The organism is Mesorhizobium sp. LNHC252B00 (genome assembly GCF_000502955.1).
Taxonomy (GTDB): domain Bacteria; phylum Pseudomonadota; class Alphaproteobacteria; order Rhizobiales; family Rhizobiaceae; genus Mesorhizobium.
Genome location: NZ_AYWO01000002.1, coordinates 210,634 through 231,937, shown reverse-complemented (window position 1 = coordinate 231,937; position 21,304 = coordinate 210,634). Strand labels below are relative to the sequence as shown.

Genomic DNA, 21,304 nt, shown 5'->3' with positions numbered 1-21,304 from the left:
ACTATCGGGAGAAACGATCATGGCTGACAAAATCGACCCCGCGGACACCGCGCTGATCGACATGCGCAACATCTCAATTGCGTTCGGCGGCATCCGCGCCGTCGACGACGCCTCGATCGATCTTTTTCCCGGCGAGGTCGTGGCGCTGCTTGGCCACAACGGCGCCGGCAAGTCGACATTGATCAAGATCCTGTCCGGCGCTTACAAACGCGATGCGGGCCAGATCTTCGTCAACGGCGAGGAGGCAGCTATCTCCAATCCGCGCGACGCCAAGAAATACGGCATAGAGACGATCTATCAGACACTGGCGTTGGCCGACAATGTCGACGCCGCAGCCAATCTGTTCCTCGGACGGGAGCTGATGACCGCCTGGGGTACGCTCGACGACGTTGCCATGGAGGCCGAGGCGCGTAAGGTGATGGGCCGGCTCAATCCGCGCTTCCAGCGCTTCAAGGAGCCAGTGATCAAGCTGTCGGGCGGCCAGCGGCAGTCGGTGGCGATCGCGCGCGCTATCCTGTTCAACGCGCGCATCCTGATCATGGACGAGCCGACGGCGGCGCTTGGCCCGCAGGAGACGGCGCAGGTCGGCGAACTGGTCAAGCAGCTCAAATCCGACGGCATCAGCATCTTCCTGATCAGCCACGACATCCACGATGTGTTCGACCTTGCCGATCGGGTCTGCGTCATGAAGAACGGCCAGGTCGTCGGCACCGCCCGCACTACGGACGTGACCCAGGATGAGGTGCTCGGCATGATCATTTTGGGCAAATGCCCGCCTGGTGCCATTCCTGGACCGGGCGCGCTGAAGATCGCCGCTTGAGGCTTGCCGGTAGCGATGCCGCCTGACCCGAGGAATGTGCCGGGTCCGGACCATCCGATGTGCCAGCCGTCAGGATGGCTTGTCCTTGCCATTGTATTGGCACGGCGACTTCCCCATAAAAGGCTCGACATGCTCATGGACCGCATCATCCGTTGAAGAAGCTTTTTCCAACCGTCGCGTTCATCGCCGTCGCGCTGATCAGCATGACGATGGCGGGGTTCGCCTATTTCGCGACGCAAGAGGCCGCCCGCATCAAGTTCGAAGCGACTGCCGACGACGCGCTCAACCGGATCGAGAGCCGCATCGACCTGCATTTGTCGCTGCTACGCTCGACACAGGCCCTGTTCGATGCCCGCAACGGCGATATTTCCGGCGCCGAGTTCAACGCGTTCTTCAAAGCGCTCGATGTCGACAGAAATTTTGCCGGCTTGCGCGGCATCGGCTATCTCAGGCTGGCAAAGGCTGGAGACGAGACGGCGGTCGAACGCGATATGCAGTACGACCATGGCGTCAACCATCCAATCTATCCCGACACCACGCAGCCCTGGCGCACCCCCGTCGTGCTGTTCGAACCGCTGGACCCGTCCAACCAGGCCAGCATCGGCTACGACATGTTCAGTGAACCGGTGCGGCGCGCAGCGATTGAAAAGGCGATGTTGGATGACCAGCAGCACGCCAGCGGGCTGGTGCAACTGGGCCAGGAGACGGGTGCCGCGCAGACGTTCACCGGCTTCCTCGTCTTCGTGCGGCTCAATGTCGAAACGGCACCCGATGCCATCGATGTGCCTAGATCCTCCACGGCGGGTTTTCTTTATGCGGCTTTTCGAACCAGCGATCTGTTCCAGACCGCGCTCAGTCGATCGCCGCTGCTGCCGGTCAACACGGAAATCTACGACGGCGACGGCGCGGTGAACGGCGACAATCTGCTGTTCCGGTCGGAAACGCCACCGGCTTCGACCTTCGGCGACAGGCTGCTGGTCACCCGCAAGATCGTTGTGGCCGGGCGGCCATGGACTGTTTTGTTCCGGCCGACGAGCGCCTTCTCGCAGCCTTCGTCGCGCGCCATTCCGGTGATGCTGGGGCTGTTCGGCCTGTTGTTGGCGGGCGCCATCGCGCTGGTCGCGCGTTACCAGGAGCGCGCCTATGAGGCGGCGGCGCGCTTGCACGAGACGACGGAAAAGAGCCTGCTCGAAAAAGACCTGATGCTGCAGGAGATGAAGCATCGCATCAAGAATTCGATCACCAGGGTGCTGGCGATCGCGCGCCAGACGGCTTCGCGGGCCACGGACGTCAATGAGTTTTCCTCATCCTTCTCGGCCCGGCTCCAGGCGATGGCGGCGTCCCAGGACATGCTGACGCGCTCGCGCTGGCAAAAGGCCGATCTTGCCGATCTCTTGCGCATCGAGCTTGGCCAGGTGTTCGGCAAGGAGCTGCCCGAAGGGCTGTTGTCAGGGCCGCAGGTGCTGCTCGACGAAAACACGACGCAAGCGCTCGGCTTGATCTTTCACGAACTGGCGACGAATGCGCTGAAATACGGCGAAGCCGGCAATTCGGCCAATTCGCTCAAGGGGGACTGGGCGCTGAAAGTGGACTGGTCGCTCGAAGGACGCGGGCGTGACAGGACGCTGGCTCTCAACTGGCGCGAAACCGGTCAGAAGAAACTCGAAGCGCCTGCCAAGACCGGATTCGGCACCAAGCTGATAGACCTTAACGTCACGCGCGAATTGCGCGGCACGATCCATCGCGATTACCGGGCCAATGGGCTGAACGTGGAAATCAGAATCCCCCTGGCGAACTGAGCGCGATCGCCAGGCGCAGAGTCAACCATCCAAACAACGAAAATCCGGAGGCCGGCGGACCGGTCTCCGGATCAACGTTTCGATTATCGCCGAACTAGTTGCAGCGAGCCGTGTAGATCCGGCCGCGATGATCGCGATACTGGCAATAGCCATTGCGCAGGTTGCGCACCAGCAGGCCGGAACCGGCACCCACGGCCGCGCCGATCAGCGCGCCCTTGCCGCCGCCGACCAAGCCGCCGACACCGGCGCCAATCAAGCCGCCGCCAACCACGTCCTGTTCGGTCGAGGTGCAGCCACTGACCGCCACTACCGCAACCATGGCAATAATCATCTTCCGCATAGAGTCACTCCTCACTTTGTGTCCCACTTTAGCAAGCTCCAGCTACCATTTAGCATGAAACGGCGGCCTTTGCTGCTGCAATCTATTGTTGGTGAAGAGAGTCTTTTTCTGGGCGTACCATGTTCGACGCTATCGCGACGCTGGAATAGCCAGGGAAGCATCGACAGTGCCGTCGAAACGCACATTCCAGACGATCTGGCCATAATCGTCTTCCGGAGCCGGACCGACCGAAAGGCCCGATATGCCGAGCCTGCTCCTGACCATCGACGCATCGGTCAGCGGTCCCGAATCACTCTTGCCACAGTAACGGTCCTCACTCGGCAAAGTTCTGGACGGCAGGCTTCGCGACCCATTAGGATGAAGGGCATGGCGCGCGGGGCGCCGACTATCAGTAGGCCAGTTGGAAGAGCACGACTGCGAGTATGACCGCAGCCAGACTTAAGGCGAGAAGGCGCTGTGAGGCCTGAGGGATAGGAGGCATCGGCACGGACGCCTCGGAATCTTCAAACTCGCCCATGGAGATACGAGCCGCCTGTTCCAGTCTGTTCATGTCGGCAACGGTCAAGGCATTCCTCCCGCACCATGCTGCGGAAATGTCCGGCGATACAACGGGTTCCAGCGGTATCTCGGAAAAACAGCATCGACGTTTATGGTGAACAGCCGGTTAAGGATCCGGCAAACGCCGGTCGCTCATTCCGTCTCGAAATTGCCATGCGGAACAACAAGGCGGTATTCAAGGCGATCGGCCGCGATTTCGAGCGTCGCCGTGCCGTTCAGCGATGCCGGCACGACCCGTTCGAGTGCGACGCTGCCGAAGCGCTTCTCGCTACGCTGGTTGTCGTTGGCTCCGATTGTCTCGGCCCACGTCAGAGACAGGGAGGTCCCGGTGTCGTCGGGAGTCAGGCTGGCTGTAACCTCGACAAACCCATTCGGCCGCGACAGGGCGCCATAGCTCACCGAGTTGACGGCGAGTTCATGCATGGCGAGGCCGATATGCAGGGCAGCGTTGGGATTGAGATAGGGGTTTGCCCCCTGAAAACGCAGGCTGCGAACCGGATCCCCGCCGTAGCGGCCAACCTGGCCCGACACCAGTTCGCGAAGTGCGGCGCCCCGCCAATTGGAGGAGGTCACGAGATCCTGGGATGAAGCCAGTGATTGCAGCCGGCCGCGGAAGCGTGTCAGGAAATCGCCGATGCCGTCGGAGTAGCGCCCGGTCTGGGTGGCTATGCTTTGAATGATCGCCAGCAGATTCTTCGAGCGATGACTGACTTCACGCAACAGCGTCGTGAGGGTCTGCTCGCGGCGTTTCTGCTCGGTCGTCTCGACCATCGTGGTGACGACGCCTTGCACCGTGCCGCCATCGCCGTGGTCGGCATCGATCCAGACTTGAAACCAGCGGATGCCATCCTCGGCGGGAACGCTGATCTCGAGATGTTGCGGGTTGCCGGATGCAATGACGTCGCGTTTGGCCGCGCCAATCCGGTCTGCTTGCGCCGCCGGCAGGATGCCATTGCTGTCGGCGGTATCGGAGACCCAGGGCGCACGCATGTTGCGCGCCCATACGGTCCTCATCTCGCGATCCTGATAGAGAACGGAAATGCCTGCATTGTGCAAAGCGTGGAGAAGAGCCCGACCAAGCTGCATGCCGTTTTCGGCAGGATGCAAGGCGATGACCTCATCGCTTTGCACATCGTCCTCTCTATTTCCGATTCTGGAACGCATCGACCAACCTGTCCACCCAACTCAGGCTGAACGGCTCACTGTTGAATGGGTTCCACAGGAGATTTCCCGAAATGAGCCCCCAAAAGCGGTCCGCCGGACGGTGCCCTTTGAAGGATACCGCCCGGCGGTGACTGGAAACCGTTTGAGGGGTGCGGCTTCCAGTGTTCGCTCGATGATCGCTCGGTCCTCACGCCCGTCTGAAAAGACCCGCAAGAAGCGAAATGATCAGGAAAGCGAGAAAGATGAAAAACAATATCTGCGCTATGCCAGCAGATGTACCGGCGATACCGCCGAAACCAAGCGCGCCGGCGATGATTGCCACGACGAGAAATACGAGCGCCCAGTAAAGCATGATCCATCTCCTTCGAATGGTGCGATGAAAACGTGGGTAGATGCGGTTTGTTCCACCCTTTGCCGAAAAAGACGATGCTTGCAAATCGTTCGGAGCTGGGGGCGCGGGGAAATTTGCCGTTGCCGCCCGATGCGTGCATCAGGCGGCACGAATTGGAGAATTGATGAATTGAAGATATGGAGAAAATCGGCGAGCGAGGCTACCGCCTCGGGTTCGTCAATTCTTCAATTCATCCACTCCTCAATTCCCGACTATGCGGCGGCTTTCGCCTGGCGATCGAAGAACAGCGCCTGGCTGATCAGCGCCTTGACCATGTCGGGATTGAACGGCTTGGTGACCAGAAAGGCCGGCTCGGGACGTTCGCCGGTCAACAGACGCTCGGGAAAGGCGGTGATGAAGATCACCGGCACCGACGTCGACGACAGGATCTCGTTCACCGCCTCGATACCCGAACTGCCGTCGGCAAGCTGAATGTCGGCCAGCACCATCTTCGGTCGTGTCTTGCCGAACATCGTCACCGCCTCGTCATGGGTACGCGCCGTTCCGACGACGCGGTGCCCGAGGCTCTCGACCATTTCCTCTATGTCCATTGCGATCAGCGGTTCATCCTCGATGATCAGTACGTCGGTGGCCACCTGGCGAGAAATCTCGCTGCTAGCCTGCGCCAGCAGCTCCGAAAATTCCTGGTCGCCGACATCGAGTATCTCTGCCGCCTCGTCCTCGCTGAAACCTTCGACGGCGACGAGCAGGAAGGCCTGACGGGGAAGCGGCGCAATCGCATTCAGATTGGCGGCGGCCCGCTGTTCCCACGCCGATTGCGCGTGCTCCTGCGGGACGCGGATGGCGACCGATGTGAACAGCTTGGCGAAAACCTTGTACAGTGCGATACGGTCGCTCGATGCCTCAGGGAAGATGTCGATATCGGCTATGATGGCTTCGAGCATCGCGGCGACCATGGCGTCGCCACTTTCCTGCGATCCGGAAACGGCCCGCGAGAAGCGGCGCAGGAACGGCAGGTGTGGTGCGATGGTGGCAGATAAGCTCATGATAGTACGTCTCCCTCAGAATGACGTGGTTGCATAGATGGCAGATCGAGCCGATTGCAAGCCCAGTCAAACAACGCCGGTCCTGAGAAAAAGTTCCCGGCCCTGATGGAACTAATGCGGGAAGAGAGCGTTTGGAATGGGGCAACCAGACGAGAGGGGGCCGCTTGCGTTGTCGAGTCCGTTGTGAGCGGCTTGGTTTCTGGAATATAAGGGCAAAATGAAGGATATGACGAAAGATATTCTGGCTGGCGCCGCGGGCAGGCGCCGGAACGGTTCCGGTGACGCGCTTGGGCCGAACTCCGAAATCGGACGCAAACTCAAACAATATTACGACGAACTGGTCTCTGACGATGTGCCGGATCGCTTCGCCCGGTTGCTCAGCCAACTGGAACAGGCCGAACCTGCGCAGAAGAAGGACTGAGGCATGGCAGCGGTCTCCCAAGGCTTCAAGACCGATCTGCTTGGGGCGATCCCGAGCTTGCGCGCTTTTGCTGTGTCGCTGACGCAGAATGCCGACAAAGCGGACGATCTTGTCCAGGAAACGCTGGTCAAGGCGTGGGACAAGCATGAGAGCTTCCAGCCCGGTACCAACCTCAAAGCATGGCTTTTCACCATCTTGCGCAATGAATTCTATTCGCAGATGCGCAAACGCGGGCGCGAGGTGCAAGACAGCGACGGTATCATGACGGCCAGGCTTTCCGTTCATCCGGCCCAGCATGGCCAGCTCGACCTGAAGGATTTTCGCGGCGCCCTCGAACAATTGCCAGAGGACCAGCGCGAAGCCATCATCCTTATTGGTGCGTCGGGTTTCTCCTACGAAGAGGCCGCCGAGATCTGCGGATGCGCGGTCGGGACGATCAAGAGCCGGGTCAGCCGGGCCCGCACACGCTTGCAGGAGATTCTGAAAATATCAGGCGAAGACGAGTATGGTCCGGATGCGATTTCTGCCCAGGTCACGGGCACGCCGGCCAGTTGACCTGCGATCGCCAGCCGCAATCCGCAAGGTCGGGATATTGTTTCAATCGGAAAAGGCACGTCCGCAGGCCGCCGCCACCGCTTGCACCAGGTCTTCACCCGAATAGGGTTTGCCGACCAGCCTGACGCCTGGAAAGGCTGCCTTGATTTCATCGGCATCCGAATAGCCCGTCGCAAATACGAAAGGTACGCCTGCCGCGCGCAGCCCCGAAGCGAAATCGAGTGTCGAGGCACCGGCCACCATGAGATCGACAATGGCTGCATCGAACTGTGTGGCGACCTCGCGGCCATCGACCTCGGTCAGATCGCGGGCGATCACCACTTCACCGGCGCCGTGGTCACGGCAAAGCTGCTCGACATCCATGGCGATGAGAAATTCATCCTCCAGAACGAGAATCCGCAATCCGTCAAGCAATGTGGGCACAGGCGATGTCTCCTTGAAACGCATTAAGTCATGATCACTAATTGGCGTGCTGTCATTTAAAAAAGACATGTGGCCGGCGGCGGAACCTCAATCCTTGCAACGCGTTGAAATGCAGTTCGTCCGAAGAGCGGCTTTTCAGCGCAAAGCAGTCGCTCCCCTCTACCCACCAATATAGCTGCGAGAACTGCCCGTTGCGGCCGTTGCCGGTTTTCCGCGAGTTCGAAAAACAGGAACTGGCCTTCGTCAGCAAATTCAAAAAGGGCAACTCGCTGTCGATAACGGTGCCACGGTCCGGGCCAAGGTCGTCGGGCTGAACGGCAAGCACTCCATCCAGATACCGATCACTCAACAACACATCGCCGACACGCTCGGCCTGTCGCTGGTTCATACCAACAAGACGATCCGCCAACTGATGGATCGCAAGCTGATCGCCTGGCGCGACGGCGGCTGCGAAGTCATCGACGCTGAAGGGCTAAAGCGGCTGGCCGGCTGGGAAGGGTTAGGCGAGGCGCGCCGGCCGCTGATCTGACGAGGCGCCTTTTGCCTTGTCGGCGGACGAGGTGCGCGCCGATGCGTTTTCGGCTAGTTTGTCCCCGGTGTCGGAACCTTGAGACATGCGGTGCGTTTGAAATCGAGCAATCACAGGGAGTTAAGCGATGGCAACTGCCGCAGGAAAGACCGCAAGCGATGCCCGTGCAAATGCGGACCTCGAAGCCGATATCAGGCAGCTGAAGGCCGATATCGACAAGCTCACCAAGCAGTTGGCCAAGACCGGCGAGCATGGCTATGGCACCGCGCGTCGTGCAGCCACGGAAGGCGTCGAGCAGCTGCGTGCGCAAGGCGAAGCAGCCTTTGACAGCCTGCGCAGCAACGCCAAGGATATCGAAGCACAAATGATGGCAAGCGTGCGTGAGAAACCGGTGACGTCATTGGCGATCGCTGCCGGCGTCGGTTTCCTTTTCGCGCTCCTCGCGCGTCGCTAGTCGCATCCCCTGATGGGAATGCTCGCATCCCTGATTTCCGGCTTGGCGTCGGGCGAAGCCGTTGCCGCCGTGCGCCGGGCGCGCACGGCGGCAATCGTCTATGGGCTGGCTCTGACGGCCGCGCTCTGTGGTCTCGGTTTTCTGGTCGGCGCAGCCTATATCTGGGCGGCGACGCGCTACGGGTCGCTTGCCGCCGCACTGGGCTTTGGCGCCGCCTTCTTGGTGCTTGCCGGGCTGATTCTGCTGATTTACCAGCTATCCGCAGGCTCGCGCGCCCGACGCCGGGCGCAACGCCGCAACGCCGACATGAAAGCAATTGGCATCGCCGCCGCGCTCGCCGTGCTGCCGACGCTGCTCAAGGAAAAAGGCGGTCTCGGGTTCATTCTGGGTCCGGCCGTAGCGCTCGCGGCTTACGCGATCTACCGCGAGAATGTGAAACCCGACGATCCGGACGAGAGCGAGCGGAAATAGGGTCGTTTTTCTGTCGACCATGATCTTTCCCGAAATCGGCTTCCACTTTTCGGGATTGTGGCCTGTTACTTCGACAGATCCTCCAGCGGCATCGATATCTCGGCAAACACACCTTCCGGTCGGAACTCGTGGGTCACTTCGCTGGCAATGACCTTGGCAAGGCTGCGGCGGATGAGGATCGAGCCGAAGCCGTGCCGCTCAGGCGGGACGACTTGCGGGCCGCCGCTTTCGCGCCAGGTCAGCACAAGGCGTTGGGCGCCCTTTCTGCCTTGCTTCCTCCAGCCGAGATCAATCCTGCCTGATACCACCGACAGCGATCCGTACTGCAGTGCATTGCTACCCAGTTCATGCAGGATCAGGCCGAGCCCTACGGCCTGGTCGGGCGACAGCAGCAAATCGTCGCCGGAGATCGTCAGGCGCGCCTGTTTGGCCGTGTCGAAGGGCCTGACCTCGATCTGGACGAGTTCACGGATGCCGATGCCACGCCACTCGCGGTCGGACAATAGGTTGTGGGCGATGCCCAGGGCTTGAAGCCTGGCACCGAAGGCTTCGAGGAATTCGCTCGGCTGGCGGGCATGGCGCACGGTCTGCGTCGCCAGTGCCTGGACCGTCGCCAGCGTGTTCTTGACGCGGTGGTTGAGCTCACGCAGCAGCAGCCGTTGACGTTCGTCGCCAAGCTTGCGCTCCGATATGTCGTAGTTGACGCCGAAGATCAGCGTCGGCTTGCCGTCGCCGTCTCGCTCGATGACGCGGCCACGCGTGGCGAGCCAGCGTGGCGGATGAATGCCCATCACCCGGTATTCGCCGAAATAGTCGTCGCTACCGGTCAAGGCATCGCGAAAGCGGGTCTCGGTCTGGTAGACGTCGCGCGGATCGATGGCGGTGAGGATGTCGCGTGCCCGCAGCCGGTTTGAGCGCGGCAGGTTGAACAGCTCTGTCAGCAAGGTGTCGCATTCGATGACGTCGGTACGGATGTCCCACGCCCAGCTGGCGAGCGACGCCGCGTCGAGCGCGATGGCGCGTCGTTTTTCCTCGCGCACGAGTGCAGCCTCGGCGATGGCGCCGCTGCGGGTCGCGTCCTTCAAGATGAACAGGCTGGCGGCGAGGTCGGCGAGCGCCTTCAACTGGTCGAGCTCGGCGCGGGATGGAAAGGGATGAGGCTTGCTGTCGAGCACGCACAGCGCGCCGATGCGGGCACCAGCCACGATTATCGGCGCGCCGGCATAGAAGCGTACATGGTGCTTGCCAGTGACCAGCGGGTTGGCCTTGAAACGGGGATCCGTCGTTGCATCCGTGACCACCATCGGTTCGTGGCCGGCGGCAATCGCATGGGCGCAGAAGGACGTGTCGGTCGCGGGTGCGGTCTTGTCCAAACCGAAGCAGGATTTGAACCATTGCCGCCCATGGTCGAGGAGGGTGACAGTGGCGATCGGCACCTGCATCACCGCCGCGGCAAGACTGCTGATGCGGTCGAAATCCGGGTCGGCCGCAGTATCCAGTATCTCCAGCCCATGCAGCACGGCCAGCCGGTCCTCGTCCTCGACCGCGCACGCAACTTCGGCCGGCAAATCCGGCACTATCTTGGCCTTGCTATTCACCCAAGTCCCCAATGCCCGGTCTTCGTCCTCGCCGGCGCGCCGTCTTCGTCGGCCCGGAACCATCCTAGCGAGGAACCGTTACCTGACCATATTGTGCCAGACGCGTCACCTGGTGCAAAACGAGATAAGGACCGACCATGCCCAAGATCATTCCCGAAAACAAAGCGCGTCAGGGGCGATGGGGCTGGCACGGCCTGCGCATTTTGATTGCCGCACTGTTGCTGGCCTTCGCCGCCTGGGGCATCGCCGAGATCTATGGTGAAATTGTCAAGACGCCGGCGACAGAGCAAGGAAGTGCGCCGAGCGGCTAGATTTTCGGGCTTCATCGCTAGAGATCGCATCAGGCAGCCTTTGCCTCGGCGACGCTGGCCGGCACCAGGACATTCAGTGCGCCAGGGTGGATTTCGATCGTCGTTTCACGGTCGAGACGGACCAGTTCTCCATCCATCACGGCGCGAAACTTGCTGCTCCCCGAATGGATTTTCAGGACCGTCTTGTTCGCCTGATGAATTTCGACATGTTCGTTGTCGCGCCATTTGCCGCGCGCCATATTGAAGAAGAATTTGACCAGTTCGGCGCGCTGTTGCGCCACCGTGATATAGACGCCAAGCACGCCGCCTGCCGGGTTGTCGGCATATGGCAAGTGGCCTTCGCCGAACAGATTGTTGGTGATGCCGATGCCGGTAATGCGGGCCGCCATCTCGGCGTCGCCGATGCTGAGCGTCACGTTCATCGCCGGTGGATTGTTGATCGTGGCCCAGGCCGCCTTGGCCGAGGCGCGGATTTTCCCCAGGCGTGAACCAAACTCCATCTTTTGGCGCAGTTGCACCAGCTTCGCATGTATGCCGATCGAGAACTGGTGGATGAAGGGCCTGCCGTTGGCAGTCGCCATGTCGACCGCAATGATTTCGCCGTCGGCGAAAGATTCAAGCGCGGCATCGAGCGTCTGGGGAATACCCAGCCCGCGCGCGAACAGGTTCATGGTACCTGCCGGCAATATGGCGAGCGCCTTCTTCGTGCCCATTAGCCGGGCAGCCGCGGCGGAAATGGTCCCGTCGCCGCCACCGGCCAGCACGACATCGATAGTGCGACGTGAAGCCACGCTGTCGAGCGTTTCCACTACATCCTTGCCGGCGACAATCTCGATGCTGAGAGAGTGACCTGCCGTCTCCAGCGCCCGATGCATCCTATCGGAGAAAGCGGCAATGTCGGTTGTGCGCAAGGTGCCACCTTCCCGGTTCAGCACCGCTGCAAATTTCATGCCCCGCTCCGTTATTCGACCATGGTTGGACCGGGACAGACCCAGCCGCAGGCTGAAACGCGGCGAAGCGGGAAAGGTTCCGCTCGAGAGCAATCGACATTCGCTCGGCTTGCTCTGCGGCCAAGGCACATCGCCCGGTGATTCTGGCACGGATGCCCCGCGCTTTTTGTCGGAACAACAGCATGCTCACGACGTTGTGAAGCTGTAAAAGACGCCGCGTCCGATCGCCTTTAGCGACGATGCGTGGCGTGCACGAAATCAGGCACGAGGAGAGAACATCATGACCCGCAACCTCTTAGCCACGACCGCACTCGCAGCGCTGGTCGCGACCGGGGCCTACGCGCAGAGCACGACAGCCCCGGCGCCAGCGACCGGTCCTGCCGTTCAGCAGCCAGGCGCCGCTCCAGTGCGCGCAGAGGGCAGCATCGTCACCAACATCATCGGCGAATCCGTCTACAACGGCACCGCCGATGATGCCGAGAATATCGGCAAAGTCACTGACGTCGTCTTCGACAAGGATGGGCAGGCGAAATCCGTCATCATAGGCGTGGGCGGCTTTCTGGGTGTAGGCACGAAAAATGTCGCGTTCGACTATGACAAACTGCAATGGGCCGAAAAGAACGGCGACCGCTGGCTGGTTGCCCGGACCACCAAGGAAGAGTTGACTGCGCAGGCTGAATTCGACACGAAACCCTACGCTCCTGCGCCTGCCGCTCCGACTGCGGCGCCAACAGCACCTGCGACGACGGATACCGCGCAAAAGCCTGTCGACATGAACGCCGCTCCGACGGAACCCGTGAAGCGCGCCGACGGCAATCTTGCCACCAACATCATTGGCGAAACCGTCTACAACGGCACCGGCGATGACGCGCAGAACATCGGCAGTGTCAACGACATCGTTCTGACCAAGGAAGGCAAAGCGCAGTCCCTGATCATCGGCGTTGGCGGATTCCTTGGTATAGGGGCCAAGAACGTCCCCTATGATTTCAACAAGGCCAAATGGGCCGAGAGGAACGGCGATCGCTGGCTGGTGGCCCAGACCACCAAGGAAGAGCTGCAGGCGCAGCCGGATTTCAACCGCAAGGCCTATGATCCGCTGCCGGCAACGACGGCTTCCAATGCGCCTCCAGCAACCGCACCGGCCGCCGCGACGGCACCCGACCAGACAAAGACCGCAGCCATCGACAAGTCTGCGCTGACGGAAATGCCGGTTGGTGAGATCCGCGTCGACGATCTGAAGGGCACCACCGTCTACGGTGCCAACGACGCCAAGGTCGGCGTGATCGGCGACGTCGTCTTGACCCCCGACAAAAAACCCGATGCAGTGATCGTCGATGTCGGCGGCTTCCTCGGCATTGGCGCGAAGGAAGTCGCGGTCGGCATGGACAATCTCAAATTCATGACCGACAAGAACGGCAAGAGGTATCTCTACACGACCTTCACCAAGCAACAGCTTGAGGCTCAAACCGCCTATGACAAAGGCAGCTATGCCCAAAAGCGCGATCAGCAGCGCATGATCATGAGGTAGGCAACAGGCAGTAGGGCTGGACCGTCGACGTACCGGTTCGCCTTACTGCCCTATTCCCTTACCACTCCAGGCTATGTGACCAACCACGCCGTGCTCGGTCAGTTCTGCCAGTGCCAGCGACTGGTCGAGATGTTCGGCTCGCCAGGCAAGCAGCCGTTCGGCGAACTCCAGCCGCACGATGAGATAGGCTGGATCGGCGGCCAGATTGTTCAACTCGCCCCTATCATTTTCCAGATCGAACAGCAGCGGCGGCAGGCCGCCACCGAAATGCACATATTTGAATTTTTCTGTGCGGATGACGGCGAGGTTGCACTGGCGTGAGGCGATGCCGAAATGCCGTTCAGCCTCACCATCGGCGATCGAACGGAAATCGAACTCCCAGTGCGCGGCATCGCGCCAGTCCGGAGGGCTTCCGCCGTCCAGGAACGGCTTCACCGAGTATCCGTCGAGATGCGGCGCGGGTGCTTCGCCGAGCAGATCGAGAAGCGTCGGCAAAATGTCCACAGCTTCGGTGAAGCGATCGACGCTGCCGCCGGCGGCCTGGGCGTGGCGCGGGTCGCGAATGATCAGCGGAATGTGATAGCTGCCGTCGAAGTAGCCGCCCTTGCCGAGCATGAAATGGTCGCCCATCATTTCGGCATGGTCCGATGTCAGCACGATGATGGTGTCGTCCCACGCGCCCGCGGCCTTGACCGATTGCCAGATGCGACCGAGCTGCGCGTCGACCTCGGAGATCATGCCGTAATAGATCGCACGGATGCGGCGAAAGTCGTCCTCGTTCCAGTCGTGCACCTTGCCCTTGGCGTCGGGACGGAATTTCATCTGCTTCTGCCGGCCTAGATCAAAGGCGAGATAGGGATGGCTTTCAGCCTCTGTCTGCCAGTTTGCCGCACGCTGGAAGGAAGGCCCGTCGCCCGGATCATACATCGTGTTGTAGGGCTCCGGGACGATGAAGGGCGGGTGCGGGCTGATGAAGGAAAGATGCGCGAACCAAGGCGCCGCGTCCTGCTGCTCGCCGAGCCAGCGCGTGAATTCACAGGTCAGGAAGGCGGCTGGAGTTTCGTTCCTGGCGTAAACAGGCGGCGCGTTGCTGACGGATGCGCTGGCCTTGCCTTGGGCCACCGGGCGGTGGATGTCGGGAGATCCGGCGCTGATGTCGATGCCCCGCTGCTTCAGCCAGGAAAGCCACTGTTTCTGATGTTCAGGCAGCAACTGGCGCACCGCAAAGCCCGGCAGCACGCCTTCATAGCTTTGCAGCCGCGGGTCGCCCGGCGCCAGCAAGCGTGGATCGAGCGAGACGTCGGTGTAACCGAACAGCGTCGGATCGTAGCCCAGGCCGCGCGCATGCAGCGCGATATTGCCGTGGCTGGCATCGAGCGGCGTGCCGTTGCGGCAGACGCGGTTGTTCATCTGGTAGAGGCCAGTGTAGAGGCAGGCGCGGGCCGGCGAGCAGGGCGCCGCGCCGCCATAGTGCCGCTTGAACAGCACACCCTCCGCGGCCAGCGCATCGGCATTCGGCGTCTTCACGAGCGGGTGGCCCGCGGCCGACAGGCAATCGCCGCGCCACTGGTCGCATGTGATCAGCAGAATGTTAGGCCGCCTGGTTTTCCCAGTCACTCGCGATACCCCCTGTCCGGATGCTCGAAAACGCCGCTCATGGAACCGAATTCTGCCGACGGCGCAAGTCTGTCTTGTGAGTCGTTTGGTGAACGGTTCCCCATGAATTGTTCACTTATACAACACAGTCCATTCTGTGTTTGCCGCCTTTGCCTTAAGCGCCCGCGTCCTCATATTGGCGTGGACAGCGGCGAGGGCCGCACAAGCACCAAGGGAAGGAGCAAGACAATGCTCGACCAGATCAAGGGCCTGCATCACGTCACCTCGATGGCCAGGGATGCCCGGCAGAACAATGAGTTCTTCACCCAGAAGCTCGGCCAGCGCCGAGTCAAGAAGACCGTCAACTTCGACGCGCCCGATGTCTACCACCTCTATTATGGCGACGAGACAGGCACGCCCGGTTCGGTGATGACCTATTTCCCGTTCCCCAACATCGGAAAGGGCCGGCATGGCGTCGGCGAAGTCGGTACCACGGTTTATTCGGTGCCGGAGGGTACGCTTGACTATTGGGAAAAGCGTTTTGCCGATGAGGGCGTCGCCGGCGTGTCGCGCGAAGTGACGTTCGGCGAGAAGCGTCTGGCCTTTGCAGGCCCCGATGGCGATGGCTTCGCGCTGGTCGAAGACAAGGCGGACAGCAGAGCGCCATGGGCGAAAGGCGGCATTCCCGTTGATGAGGCGATCCGCGGCTTCCACTCGGTGTCGCTGCGTCTGAAGGATGGCGGCGCTACCGAGGAGCTTTTGAAATTCATGGGCTACGAGGAGATCGAGAAATCAGGCAATGTCAGGCGGCTCGCTGTGAAGAACGGCAACGGCGCCGATGTCGTCGACATCGAATCGCTGCCGACCGCCGCCTTCGCCGATCTGGGCGCCGGCTCCGTCCACCATGTCGCCTTCGCGGTCGAGAACCGCGCCAAGCAGCTCGAAGTGCGCAAGGCGTTGATGGACACCGGCTATGGGGTGACGCCGGTGATCGATCGCGACTATTTCTGGGCGATCTATTTCCGCACGCCGGGTGGCGTGCTGTTCGAAGTCGCCACCAACGAGCCAGGCTTCGATCGCGACGAGGATACCGCTCATCTCGGCGAGGCGTTGAAGCTGCCGACGCAGCATCAGCACCTGCGATCCCATCTCGAACAGCATCTGCAGAAACTGGAAGGCTGAGCTCATGAGCAAGGACGCGTACGTCCACAAGCTGCTGCCCGGTTCGCCGGGCGGTCCGCTGCTGTTCGTCCTCCATGGCACGGGAGCCGATGAGAACCAGCTTCTGTCGCTGGGGCGCGATCTCGCGCCGCAGGCGACCATCATTTCGCCGCGGGGCGACGTGTCGGAACAAGGTGCCGCGCGCTTCTTTCGCCGCACCGGCGAGGGCGTCTACGACATGGACGATCTGGCACGGGCGACGGACAAGATGGCGGGCTTCGTCAAGGCGCATGTCGAGGCGGCGAAGCCGTCGGCCGTGCTCGGCCTCGGCTACTCCAACGGCGCCAACATCCTGGCCTCCGTTATTTTTGCCAGACCGGCGCGGTTCGACGCCTCAGTGCTGATGCATCCGCTCATCCCGTTCGAACCGAAGGTCAAGGGCAGCCTCGCGGGCCGTCATATTCTGTTGACCGCCGGCAAGCGCGATCCGATATGCCCGCCGAACCTGACGACGCGGCTCGAAGCCTATTTGCGTGCCGATGGTGCCGATGTCACTGTGGAGTGGCATGAAGGCGGGCACGAGGTGCGGCCAAACGAGATCGAAGCGGCGCGGCGGCTCTTCGCCGGCGCCACCCAAGGAGTGTAAGCGATGCCTGACCAACTGCCTGAGATCGAATTGGAGGATCGCGGTTCCAAGGGGCGCTATGTCCTGCGCGGGCCCGGTGGCGCCGAGGCCGAAATGACCTTCACCAAGATTGGCGAGCACCAGATCATCATCGACCACACCGAGGTGCCGGACGCGTTTCGCGGCCAGGGTGCCGGGCTTCGGCTCGTCACCCGCGCCGTCGAGGATGCGCGTGCAGCGGGCAAGAAAATCATTCCTCTCTGCCCGTTCGCCAACGCCCAGTTCCGCCGCCACCAGGAATGGGCCGACGTGCTGAAGAAGTAGGGATATCGTTGTTCGCAAACGGCGTGGCAAGCGGCTGCAGTCTCACCGGGGTGGCTTTGGCATTTGCCCGGGTGGCGCATCCTGCCTAAGTAGATATGATCTACAGCAGCCACATCGCCGACAAACGAACCGAATGATCCCCCATGACCGAAACCGACCTCGTTCCCGTCTTCGACGGCCATAACGATACGTTGCTCAGACTTTATCAGTCGAAAGACGCGGATGTCGAAAAGCTGTTCATAGAGGGAAAATCGGGCGGCCATATCGACCTGCCGCGTGCCAAGGCCGGCGGCTTTGCCGGCGGCATGTTCGCCATCTTTCCGCCGCCCGTCGAGAAATCCAGGCGCAGCCCCGTGCCCCTGGCTCCGAGCGATGCGGAGCCGCTGCCGCCCGAGGTTCCGCGTAGTGATGCGCTAACCTCGACGATCGCGATGGCCTCGATCCTGTTCCGGCTGGAACGGGCCGGAGCTCTCACCGTCTGCCGCAGCGCGGGCGACGTGCGCAATGCCATGGCGCAAGGCTCGATCGCAGCTGTGTTCCATATCGAAGGGGTCGAAGCGATCGATCCCGAGCTTACCATGCTCGACGTGCTGCATCAGGCCGGCCTGCGCTCGCTCGGCATCGTCTGGAGCAGGCCTAATGCTTTCGGTCACGGCGTGCCGTTCCGCTTCCCCTCCTCGCCCGACACAGGGCCCGGCCTGACCGATGCCGGCAAGGCACTGGTCAAGGCCTGCAACCAGCTGAAGATCATGATCGATCTCTCGCATCTCAACGAAAAAGGTTTTCGCGATGTTGCCGCGCTTAGCGATGCGCCGCTGGTCGCCACCCATTCCAACGTGCATGCGATCAGCGGCCATTCGCGCAACCTCATCGACTGGCAACTCGGTGCGATCCGCGAATCCGGCGGTATGGTCGGACTGAATTTCGCCACCGGCTTCCTGCGCGAGGACGGCCGGATGAATGCCGACACCAGCCTCGACATCATGGTGCGCCATGTCGATTCGCTGCTGCAGGCTTTGGGTGAGGACGGCGTCGGCCTCGGCTCGGACTTCGACGGCGCCATGATCCCGGCGGCTATCGGCGACGTCGCTGGCCTGCCGAAGTTGATCGATGCTTTGGCAGCGCGTGGCTTCGGCCACGCGCTGATCGAGAAGATCGCTTATCGCAACTGGCTCAACATGCTCGAGAAGACGATAGGTTAGAGCGATCTATTGGAAGCCCATGCGCTTCAACCAATCGCTGCCGATCCCGCGATCACGGATGATCGGCAGCGGATTTTCGAAATCGAGCCGTGCGCAAATGCGGTAGACTTCAAGCGTCTCGGCGCTCATCTCGTTGCGCTTGTAGAAGAACATGGCGGCGGCATACCGCGTGCGGCCTGACCACTTTTCGCCGAGGGGCGTGTTGATGAGCGCCCACTGCTCGGCGGCTTCCCCATCTTCTCCAGGCTTGTCGGCGTCGTCCATGATCAGAAATCCGCCGGCGGATTGGCGGCGCGGCGGTCGAGCTTGATGAACGGCCGTGCCACCACCTTGGCCCGCTTCATCAGTTTCTGGTACTGCAGCTCGCGCATGGCGTAGATCTCGACCCAGAGGTCGCCAGCCATAGTATCACCACATGGCCGCGCCAGCGATGGCGATGTTGCCCTTGGCCATCGTGGTAGGCGATGGAGTGTTCGGCCGGGGTGTTGTCTTCGATCTCCAGCCCGACAAGGACATGGCGCAGCCTGCGAACCTGGGAAGTCATGCAGAAGGTGCTTGACAGTGGTGAGCACCGTCCCACTGACTTTGCGGTCGAAAGCCGGTTGAATAGCCGGCGATGCTGGAGACCATCAGACCCATGAAGACAGCAGTCGCCAAGGAGGCCCTCGTTGAATCGGCGCGGAAAGCCGAATCCGAAAAGCGCGGGCGCAAGGCCTCGAAGGAGGTCAGGCAGCATCAGCTCATCGAGGCGACGATCGATTCCCTAGCCAAGCGCGGCTATTCGGAAACCACGATGGCCGATGTCGCGGATGGCGCCGGCCTGTCGCGCGGCATCGTCAATTTCCATTTCGAGAGCAAGGAGAAGCTGCTCATCGCGACCTTGCAACATATGTATGACGAGTATTCGGCGCACTGGCGCAATGCCTTGCAGAAGGCAGGCGATGACCCCGCCGATCAGCTTCATGCCCTGGTCTCCGCCGATTTCGACCGTTCGATCTGCAACAAGCGCAAGCTCGCCGCCTGGTGCGCCTTCTGGGGCGAGGCCAAGTCGCGGCCGAACTACCAGGCGCTGAGCAATGCGCGCGATGCCGTCTATCAGACCATATTCATCGACCTGTGCGCGACGCTCAAGCAGAGCGGCGATTATGCGTATGAGCCGCAGGTCATGGCCCTGGCACTCAGCGCCATGCTGGAGGGGCTGTGGCTGCGGTTGACGATGGGAACCGAGGACACCACCCGGGAGATCGCGTTGCAGGCGGCCAATGAATTCCTGTCGGCCGCATTCCCCAGGCACTTTCCGTGGAAGGCCGCCGGCGCGACGGAACCATAGAAAACGACAGAGGATGGAACGGCGATGAAGATACTGACCCGAGGCCTGACGGTGAGCTTGGCGCCCGGCGTGTCGGACCACTTGGTCAAGACCTTGGGCTATGGCCATGGCAAATGCTCCGGCATGGCGGCGATCGACCACACAGCGCTCGTCGAGCGTGACTTCGACAATCTCGATAAGTTTTTCGACAACACGCTGTTCCAGCAGCCGGTGGCGCCGGAGTTCAAGCAGCGCAGGGTGGCAGAGTTCGAGAAGATCGAGGCCGGCTATTGAAGAGCGAACAGGAAAGAACCGATGTCGTCATCGTCGGCGCCGGCTTCACCGGCCTGTCGGCAGCGCTTGCGCTCAAGGCAGCCGGCATCGATTTCGTTCTGCTCGAAGCCCGCGATCGCGTCGGCGGGCGGGTCGAGTCCATGGCGATCGGCGACGGCGAGCGTGTCGACAGCGGCGGTCAGTTCCTGTGCGAGGATATGCCGGCGCTGATGGCGTTGGTCGAGGAGCACGGCAAGACGCTGGTCGAGACCTATGTAGACGGCGAATTCGTCGCCCAGCCGGCTATGTCTGCGGGGGAGGCGGAACGAACCTATGTCGGCTCGATGGCGATCCGCGATCGCATGAACGCGATCGCGCCTGGTGATACTGATATCGCCGGCTTGTCAGTCGCCGCCTGGCTCGATCGCCAGGACGACCCCAAGGACGCCAAGGCAGCGTTTCGCTCAATGATCGAAGGTCTGTGGTGCCAGGCGCTGGAGAAGCTGCCGCTTTGGCATCTCATCGACAATGATCGCCGTATCACCAACGAGGTGTCGGAGCTGCAATATTTTCTCGCAGAGACCATGCATTCGCTGGCGGAGGATTTGGCTCAAGAACTGGGCGCCCGGGTGCGGCTTGGCGCGCATGTCACGCGCATCGAGCAAGGCGCAAATGGCGTGTCCACCCATACCAGCGCGGGTTCGATAGAGGCTCGTTGTCTGCTCGTCGCCGTGCCGCCGGTCATGGCCTCGAGGATAGATTATTCGCCGCCACTGCCGGCGGCTCTGGAGAAAGCACTTGGCGTCTGGCGCAGCGGGACGGTGATCAAGATGCTGCTGCGCTATCCCACCACCTTCTGGCGAGCCAAGGGCCTGAGCGGCATGGTGATGTGGCGTGACCAGCCAGGTTTGTTTGCCTGCGACGCCAGCAAGGATGACGATCATCCGGCGCTGGCGGTTTTCATCGGCGGTCCATCGGCCATCGAATGGCGTGGCTTTGGACAGGAAGGCCTCCGCACCAGAATTGCGGCGCGTCTCGTTGCAGCGCTCGGTCCGGAAGCTGCAAAGTGGATCGGCCTTGCCGTCCGATACTGGTTCGACGACCTCGGCGGCGTCGGCGGCTACAGCGACCTCATCGTCGACATGGATGCGACCGACGCCGAGCGCATCATCCTGGCCGGCGCGCCACCCGTGCATTTCGCCAGTTCGGAACTGTCGCCGTCATTTCCGGGCTATGTCGAAGGCGCCATCATTGCCGGACGGATCGCTGCGCGAAGGGTGATCGCCGAGCTTCAGTCGGAAATCGCTACCAAAGCCTCGGGATCGTAGGCGAGGCGGATCGAGGTCCCGACCGGGGTGTCGTCGGCGCCGAAATCGTTGGTTTCGGTCACCGATAGCGGTCGCAGGAGCTCGCATGAGCTCGGCCTGCTGGTCCGGCCGCTGATCAACATGTGCTTGATGGGGATAGCTCCCCTCTCCCGTTCTACAGGGAGAGG

26 protein-coding genes and 3 pseudogenes are annotated in these 21,304 nt (G+C 61.6%); 16 read left to right on the top strand and 13 right to left on the bottom strand.

The features are described from left to right. Window positions 1–19: 19 nt before the first annotated feature. Together X744_RS165540 and X744_RS165545 are read left to right on the top strand one after the other, a co-directional pair. The gene (locus X744_RS165540) at window positions 20–820 is read left to right on the top strand and encodes an ATP-binding cassette domain-containing protein (RefSeq protein WP_031259599.1); all 801 of its coding nucleotides are present in this window, start codon (window positions 20–22) and stop codon (window positions 818–820) included. Window positions 821–972: 152 nt separating this feature from the next. Beyond that, window positions 973–2,619: a CHASE domain-containing protein gene (locus X744_RS165545; RefSeq protein WP_023757388.1), complete on the top strand. Its 1,647-nt coding sequence runs from the start codon at window positions 973–975 to the stop codon at window positions 2,617–2,619. A gap of 94 nt (window positions 2,620–2,713) precedes the next feature. Here the strand turns inward: X744_RS165545 and X744_RS165550 are convergent, their stop codons facing one another. The 6 genes from X744_RS165550 to X744_RS165565 form a co-directional block, all read right to left on the bottom strand. Then, window positions 2,714–2,959: a YMGG-like glycine zipper-containing protein gene (locus X744_RS165550; RefSeq protein WP_023757387.1), complete on the bottom strand. Its 246-nt coding sequence runs from the start codon at window positions 2,957–2,959 to the stop codon at window positions 2,714–2,716. A gap of 129 nt (window positions 2,960–3,088) precedes the next feature. Then, the gene (locus X744_RS1000000175895; RefSeq protein ID WP_023757386.1) at window positions 3,089–3,223 is read right to left on the bottom strand and encodes a hypothetical protein; all 135 of its coding nucleotides are present in this window, start codon (window positions 3,221–3,223) and stop codon (window positions 3,089–3,091) included. 124 nt (window positions 3,224–3,347) lie between these two features. Next, window positions 3,348–3,524, bottom strand: a complete 177-nt coding sequence (locus tag X744_RS1000000174325; protein WP_023757385.1) for a hypothetical protein — start codon at window positions 3,522–3,524, stop codon at window positions 3,348–3,350. Between the two features lie 125 nt (window positions 3,525–3,649). Beyond that, on the bottom strand, window positions 3,650–4,681 hold the full coding sequence (locus X744_RS165555; RefSeq protein WP_023757384.1) for a sensor histidine kinase: 1,032 nt from the start codon (window positions 4,679–4,681) through the stop codon (window positions 3,650–3,652). A gap of 187 nt (window positions 4,682–4,868) precedes the next feature. After that, entirely contained in the window at window positions 4,869–5,033 is a 165-nt protein-coding gene (locus tag X744_RS1000000171425) for a DUF1328 domain-containing protein (protein WP_006203859.1), read from the bottom strand. Window positions 5,034–5,284: 251 nt separating this feature from the next. Beyond that, window positions 5,285–6,079, bottom strand: coding sequence for a response regulator (locus X744_RS165565; RefSeq protein ID WP_023757383.1), 795 nt, complete (start codon window positions 6,077–6,079; stop codon window positions 5,285–5,287). A gap of 217 nt (window positions 6,080–6,296) precedes the next feature. Here X744_RS165565 and X744_RS165570 point away from each other — a divergent pair, with 217 nt between their 5' ends. Together X744_RS165570 and X744_RS165575 are read left to right on the top strand one after the other, a co-directional pair. Beyond that, the gene (locus X744_RS165570) at window positions 6,297–6,500 is read left to right on the top strand and encodes a NepR family anti-sigma factor (RefSeq protein ID WP_023757382.1); all 204 of its coding nucleotides are present in this window, start codon (window positions 6,297–6,299) and stop codon (window positions 6,498–6,500) included. A gap of 3 nt (window positions 6,501–6,503) precedes the next feature. Then, entirely contained in the window at window positions 6,504–7,055 is a 552-nt protein-coding gene (locus X744_RS165575; protein WP_023757381.1) for a sigma-70 family RNA polymerase sigma factor, read from the top strand. Window positions 7,056–7,097: 42 nt separating this feature from the next. On the opposite strand, the gene X744_RS165580 is transcribed toward X744_RS165575, so the two are convergent. Continuing rightward, on the bottom strand, window positions 7,098–7,502 hold the full coding sequence (locus X744_RS165580; RefSeq protein ID WP_050589472.1) for a response regulator: 405 nt from the start codon (window positions 7,500–7,502) through the stop codon (window positions 7,098–7,100). 167 nt (window positions 7,503–7,669) lie between these two features. On the opposite strand from X744_RS165580, the pseudogene X744_RS1000000171420 reads away from it, so the two are divergent. The 3 genes and pseudogenes from X744_RS1000000171420 (at window position 7,670) to X744_RS165590 (ending at window position 8,932) form a co-directional block, all read left to right on the top strand. Next, window positions 7,670–8,007 (top strand): annotated as a pseudogene (locus X744_RS1000000171420) (helix-turn-helix domain-containing protein). Window positions 8,008–8,134: 127 nt separating this feature from the next. Then, window positions 8,135–8,461, top strand: coding sequence for a DUF883 family protein (locus X744_RS165585; RefSeq protein ID WP_023757377.1), 327 nt, complete (start codon window positions 8,135–8,137; stop codon window positions 8,459–8,461). Between the two features lie 12 nt (window positions 8,462–8,473). Beyond that, complete coding sequence (locus X744_RS165590; RefSeq protein ID WP_023757376.1) at window positions 8,474–8,932, top strand: hypothetical protein; 459 nt, start codon at window positions 8,474–8,476, stop codon at window positions 8,930–8,932. Window positions 8,933–8,997: 65 nt separating this feature from the next. Here the strand turns inward: X744_RS165590 and X744_RS165595 are convergent, their stop codons facing one another. Beyond that, window positions 8,998–10,530 (bottom strand): HWE histidine kinase domain-containing protein, encoded by a 1,533-nt coding sequence (locus X744_RS165595; RefSeq protein WP_023757375.1) that lies wholly within the window; start codon window positions 10,528–10,530, stop codon window positions 8,998–9,000. Window positions 10,531–10,667: 137 nt separating this feature from the next. On the opposite strand from X744_RS165595, the gene X744_RS1000000171415 reads away from it, so the two are divergent. Beyond that, window positions 10,668–10,841 carry a hypothetical protein gene (locus tag X744_RS1000000171415; RefSeq protein ID WP_023757374.1) on the top strand — a complete coding sequence of 58 codons (174 nt, stop codon included), beginning with the start codon at window positions 10,668–10,670 and terminating at the stop codon, window positions 10,839–10,841. Window positions 10,842–10,870: 29 nt separating this feature from the next. Here the strand turns inward: X744_RS1000000171415 and X744_RS165600 are convergent, their stop codons facing one another. Next, entirely contained in the window at window positions 10,871–11,791 is a 921-nt protein-coding gene (locus X744_RS165600) for a diacylglycerol kinase family protein (protein WP_023757373.1), read from the bottom strand. Window positions 11,792–12,071: 280 nt separating this feature from the next. Here X744_RS165600 and X744_RS165610 point away from each other — a divergent pair, with 280 nt between their 5' ends. Then, complete coding sequence (locus X744_RS165610; RefSeq protein ID WP_023757371.1) at window positions 12,072–13,319, top strand: PRC-barrel domain-containing protein; 1,248 nt, start codon at window positions 12,072–12,074, stop codon at window positions 13,317–13,319. 42 nt (window positions 13,320–13,361) lie between these two features. On the opposite strand, the gene X744_RS165615 is transcribed toward X744_RS165610, so the two are convergent. Continuing rightward, the gene (locus X744_RS165615; RefSeq protein ID WP_023757370.1) at window positions 13,362–14,936 is read right to left on the bottom strand and encodes an alkaline phosphatase family protein; all 1,575 of its coding nucleotides are present in this window, start codon (window positions 14,934–14,936) and stop codon (window positions 13,362–13,364) included. A gap of 228 nt (window positions 14,937–15,164) precedes the next feature. Between X744_RS165615 and X744_RS165620 the strand changes: the two genes are divergently transcribed. The 4 genes from X744_RS165620 to X744_RS165635 all read left to right on the top strand — a co-directional run bounded on the left by X744_RS165620 (window position 15,165) and on the right by X744_RS165635 (window position 18,227). Beyond that, window positions 15,165–16,097 (top strand): VOC family protein, encoded by a 933-nt coding sequence (locus tag X744_RS165620; protein WP_023757369.1) that lies wholly within the window; start codon window positions 15,165–15,167, stop codon window positions 16,095–16,097. A gap of 4 nt (window positions 16,098–16,101) precedes the next feature. Continuing rightward, the gene (locus X744_RS165625; RefSeq protein ID WP_023757368.1) at window positions 16,102–16,722 is read left to right on the top strand and encodes an alpha/beta hydrolase; all 621 of its coding nucleotides are present in this window, start codon (window positions 16,102–16,104) and stop codon (window positions 16,720–16,722) included. Window positions 16,723–16,725: 3 nt separating this feature from the next. Continuing rightward, window positions 16,726–17,025 carry a GNAT family N-acetyltransferase gene (locus tag X744_RS165630; protein ID WP_023757367.1) on the top strand — a complete coding sequence of 100 codons (300 nt, stop codon included), beginning with the start codon at window positions 16,726–16,728 and terminating at the stop codon, window positions 17,023–17,025. A 143-nt stretch (window positions 17,026–17,168) separates the two neighbouring features. After that, window positions 17,169–18,227, top strand: a complete 1,059-nt coding sequence (locus X744_RS165635; RefSeq protein ID WP_023757366.1) for a dipeptidase — start codon at window positions 17,169–17,171, stop codon at window positions 18,225–18,227. Between the two features lie 6 nt (window positions 18,228–18,233). Here X744_RS165635 and X744_RS165640 read toward each other — a convergent pair whose 3' ends face one another. Both X744_RS165640 and X744_RS1000000171410 read right to left on the bottom strand, forming a co-directional pair. Beyond that, complete coding sequence (locus tag X744_RS165640; protein WP_156938475.1) at window positions 18,234–18,491, bottom strand: hypothetical protein; 258 nt, start codon at window positions 18,489–18,491, stop codon at window positions 18,234–18,236. 2 nt (window positions 18,492–18,493) lie between these two features. Beyond that, window positions 18,494–18,756, bottom strand: a pseudogene (locus X744_RS1000000171410) (aminomethyl transferase family protein); the annotation flags it as partial. Between the two features lie 108 nt (window positions 18,757–18,864). Between X744_RS1000000171410 and betI the strand changes: the two are divergent. The 3 genes from betI to X744_RS165655 are packed head-to-tail and all read left to right on the top strand — an operon-like array spanning window position 18,865 to window position 21,137. Then, on the top strand, window positions 18,865–19,557 hold the full coding sequence (gene betI / locus X744_RS165645) for a transcriptional regulator BetI (protein ID WP_023757362.1): 693 nt from the start codon (window positions 18,865–18,867) through the stop codon (window positions 19,555–19,557). A gap of 24 nt (window positions 19,558–19,581) precedes the next feature. Next, window positions 19,582–19,830 carry a hypothetical protein gene (locus X744_RS165650; protein ID WP_023757361.1) on the top strand — a complete coding sequence of 83 codons (249 nt, stop codon included), beginning with the start codon at window positions 19,582–19,584 and terminating at the stop codon, window positions 19,828–19,830. Then, window positions 19,827–21,137, top strand: a complete 1,311-nt coding sequence (locus tag X744_RS165655; RefSeq protein WP_023757360.1) for a flavin monoamine oxidase family protein — start codon at window positions 19,827–19,829, stop codon at window positions 21,135–21,137. Before X744_RS165650 ends, X744_RS165655 begins: the two co-directional genes overlap by 4 nt. Here X744_RS165655 and X744_RS1000000174935 read toward each other — a convergent pair. Continuing rightward, window positions 21,101–21,217, bottom strand: a pseudogene (locus tag X744_RS1000000174935) (Fe3+/spermidine/putrescine ABC transporter ATP-binding protein); the annotation flags it as partial. The gene X744_RS165655 and the pseudogene X744_RS1000000174935 sit on opposite strands and share 37 nt — an antisense overlap. Window positions 21,218–21,304 lie beyond the last annotated feature (87 nt).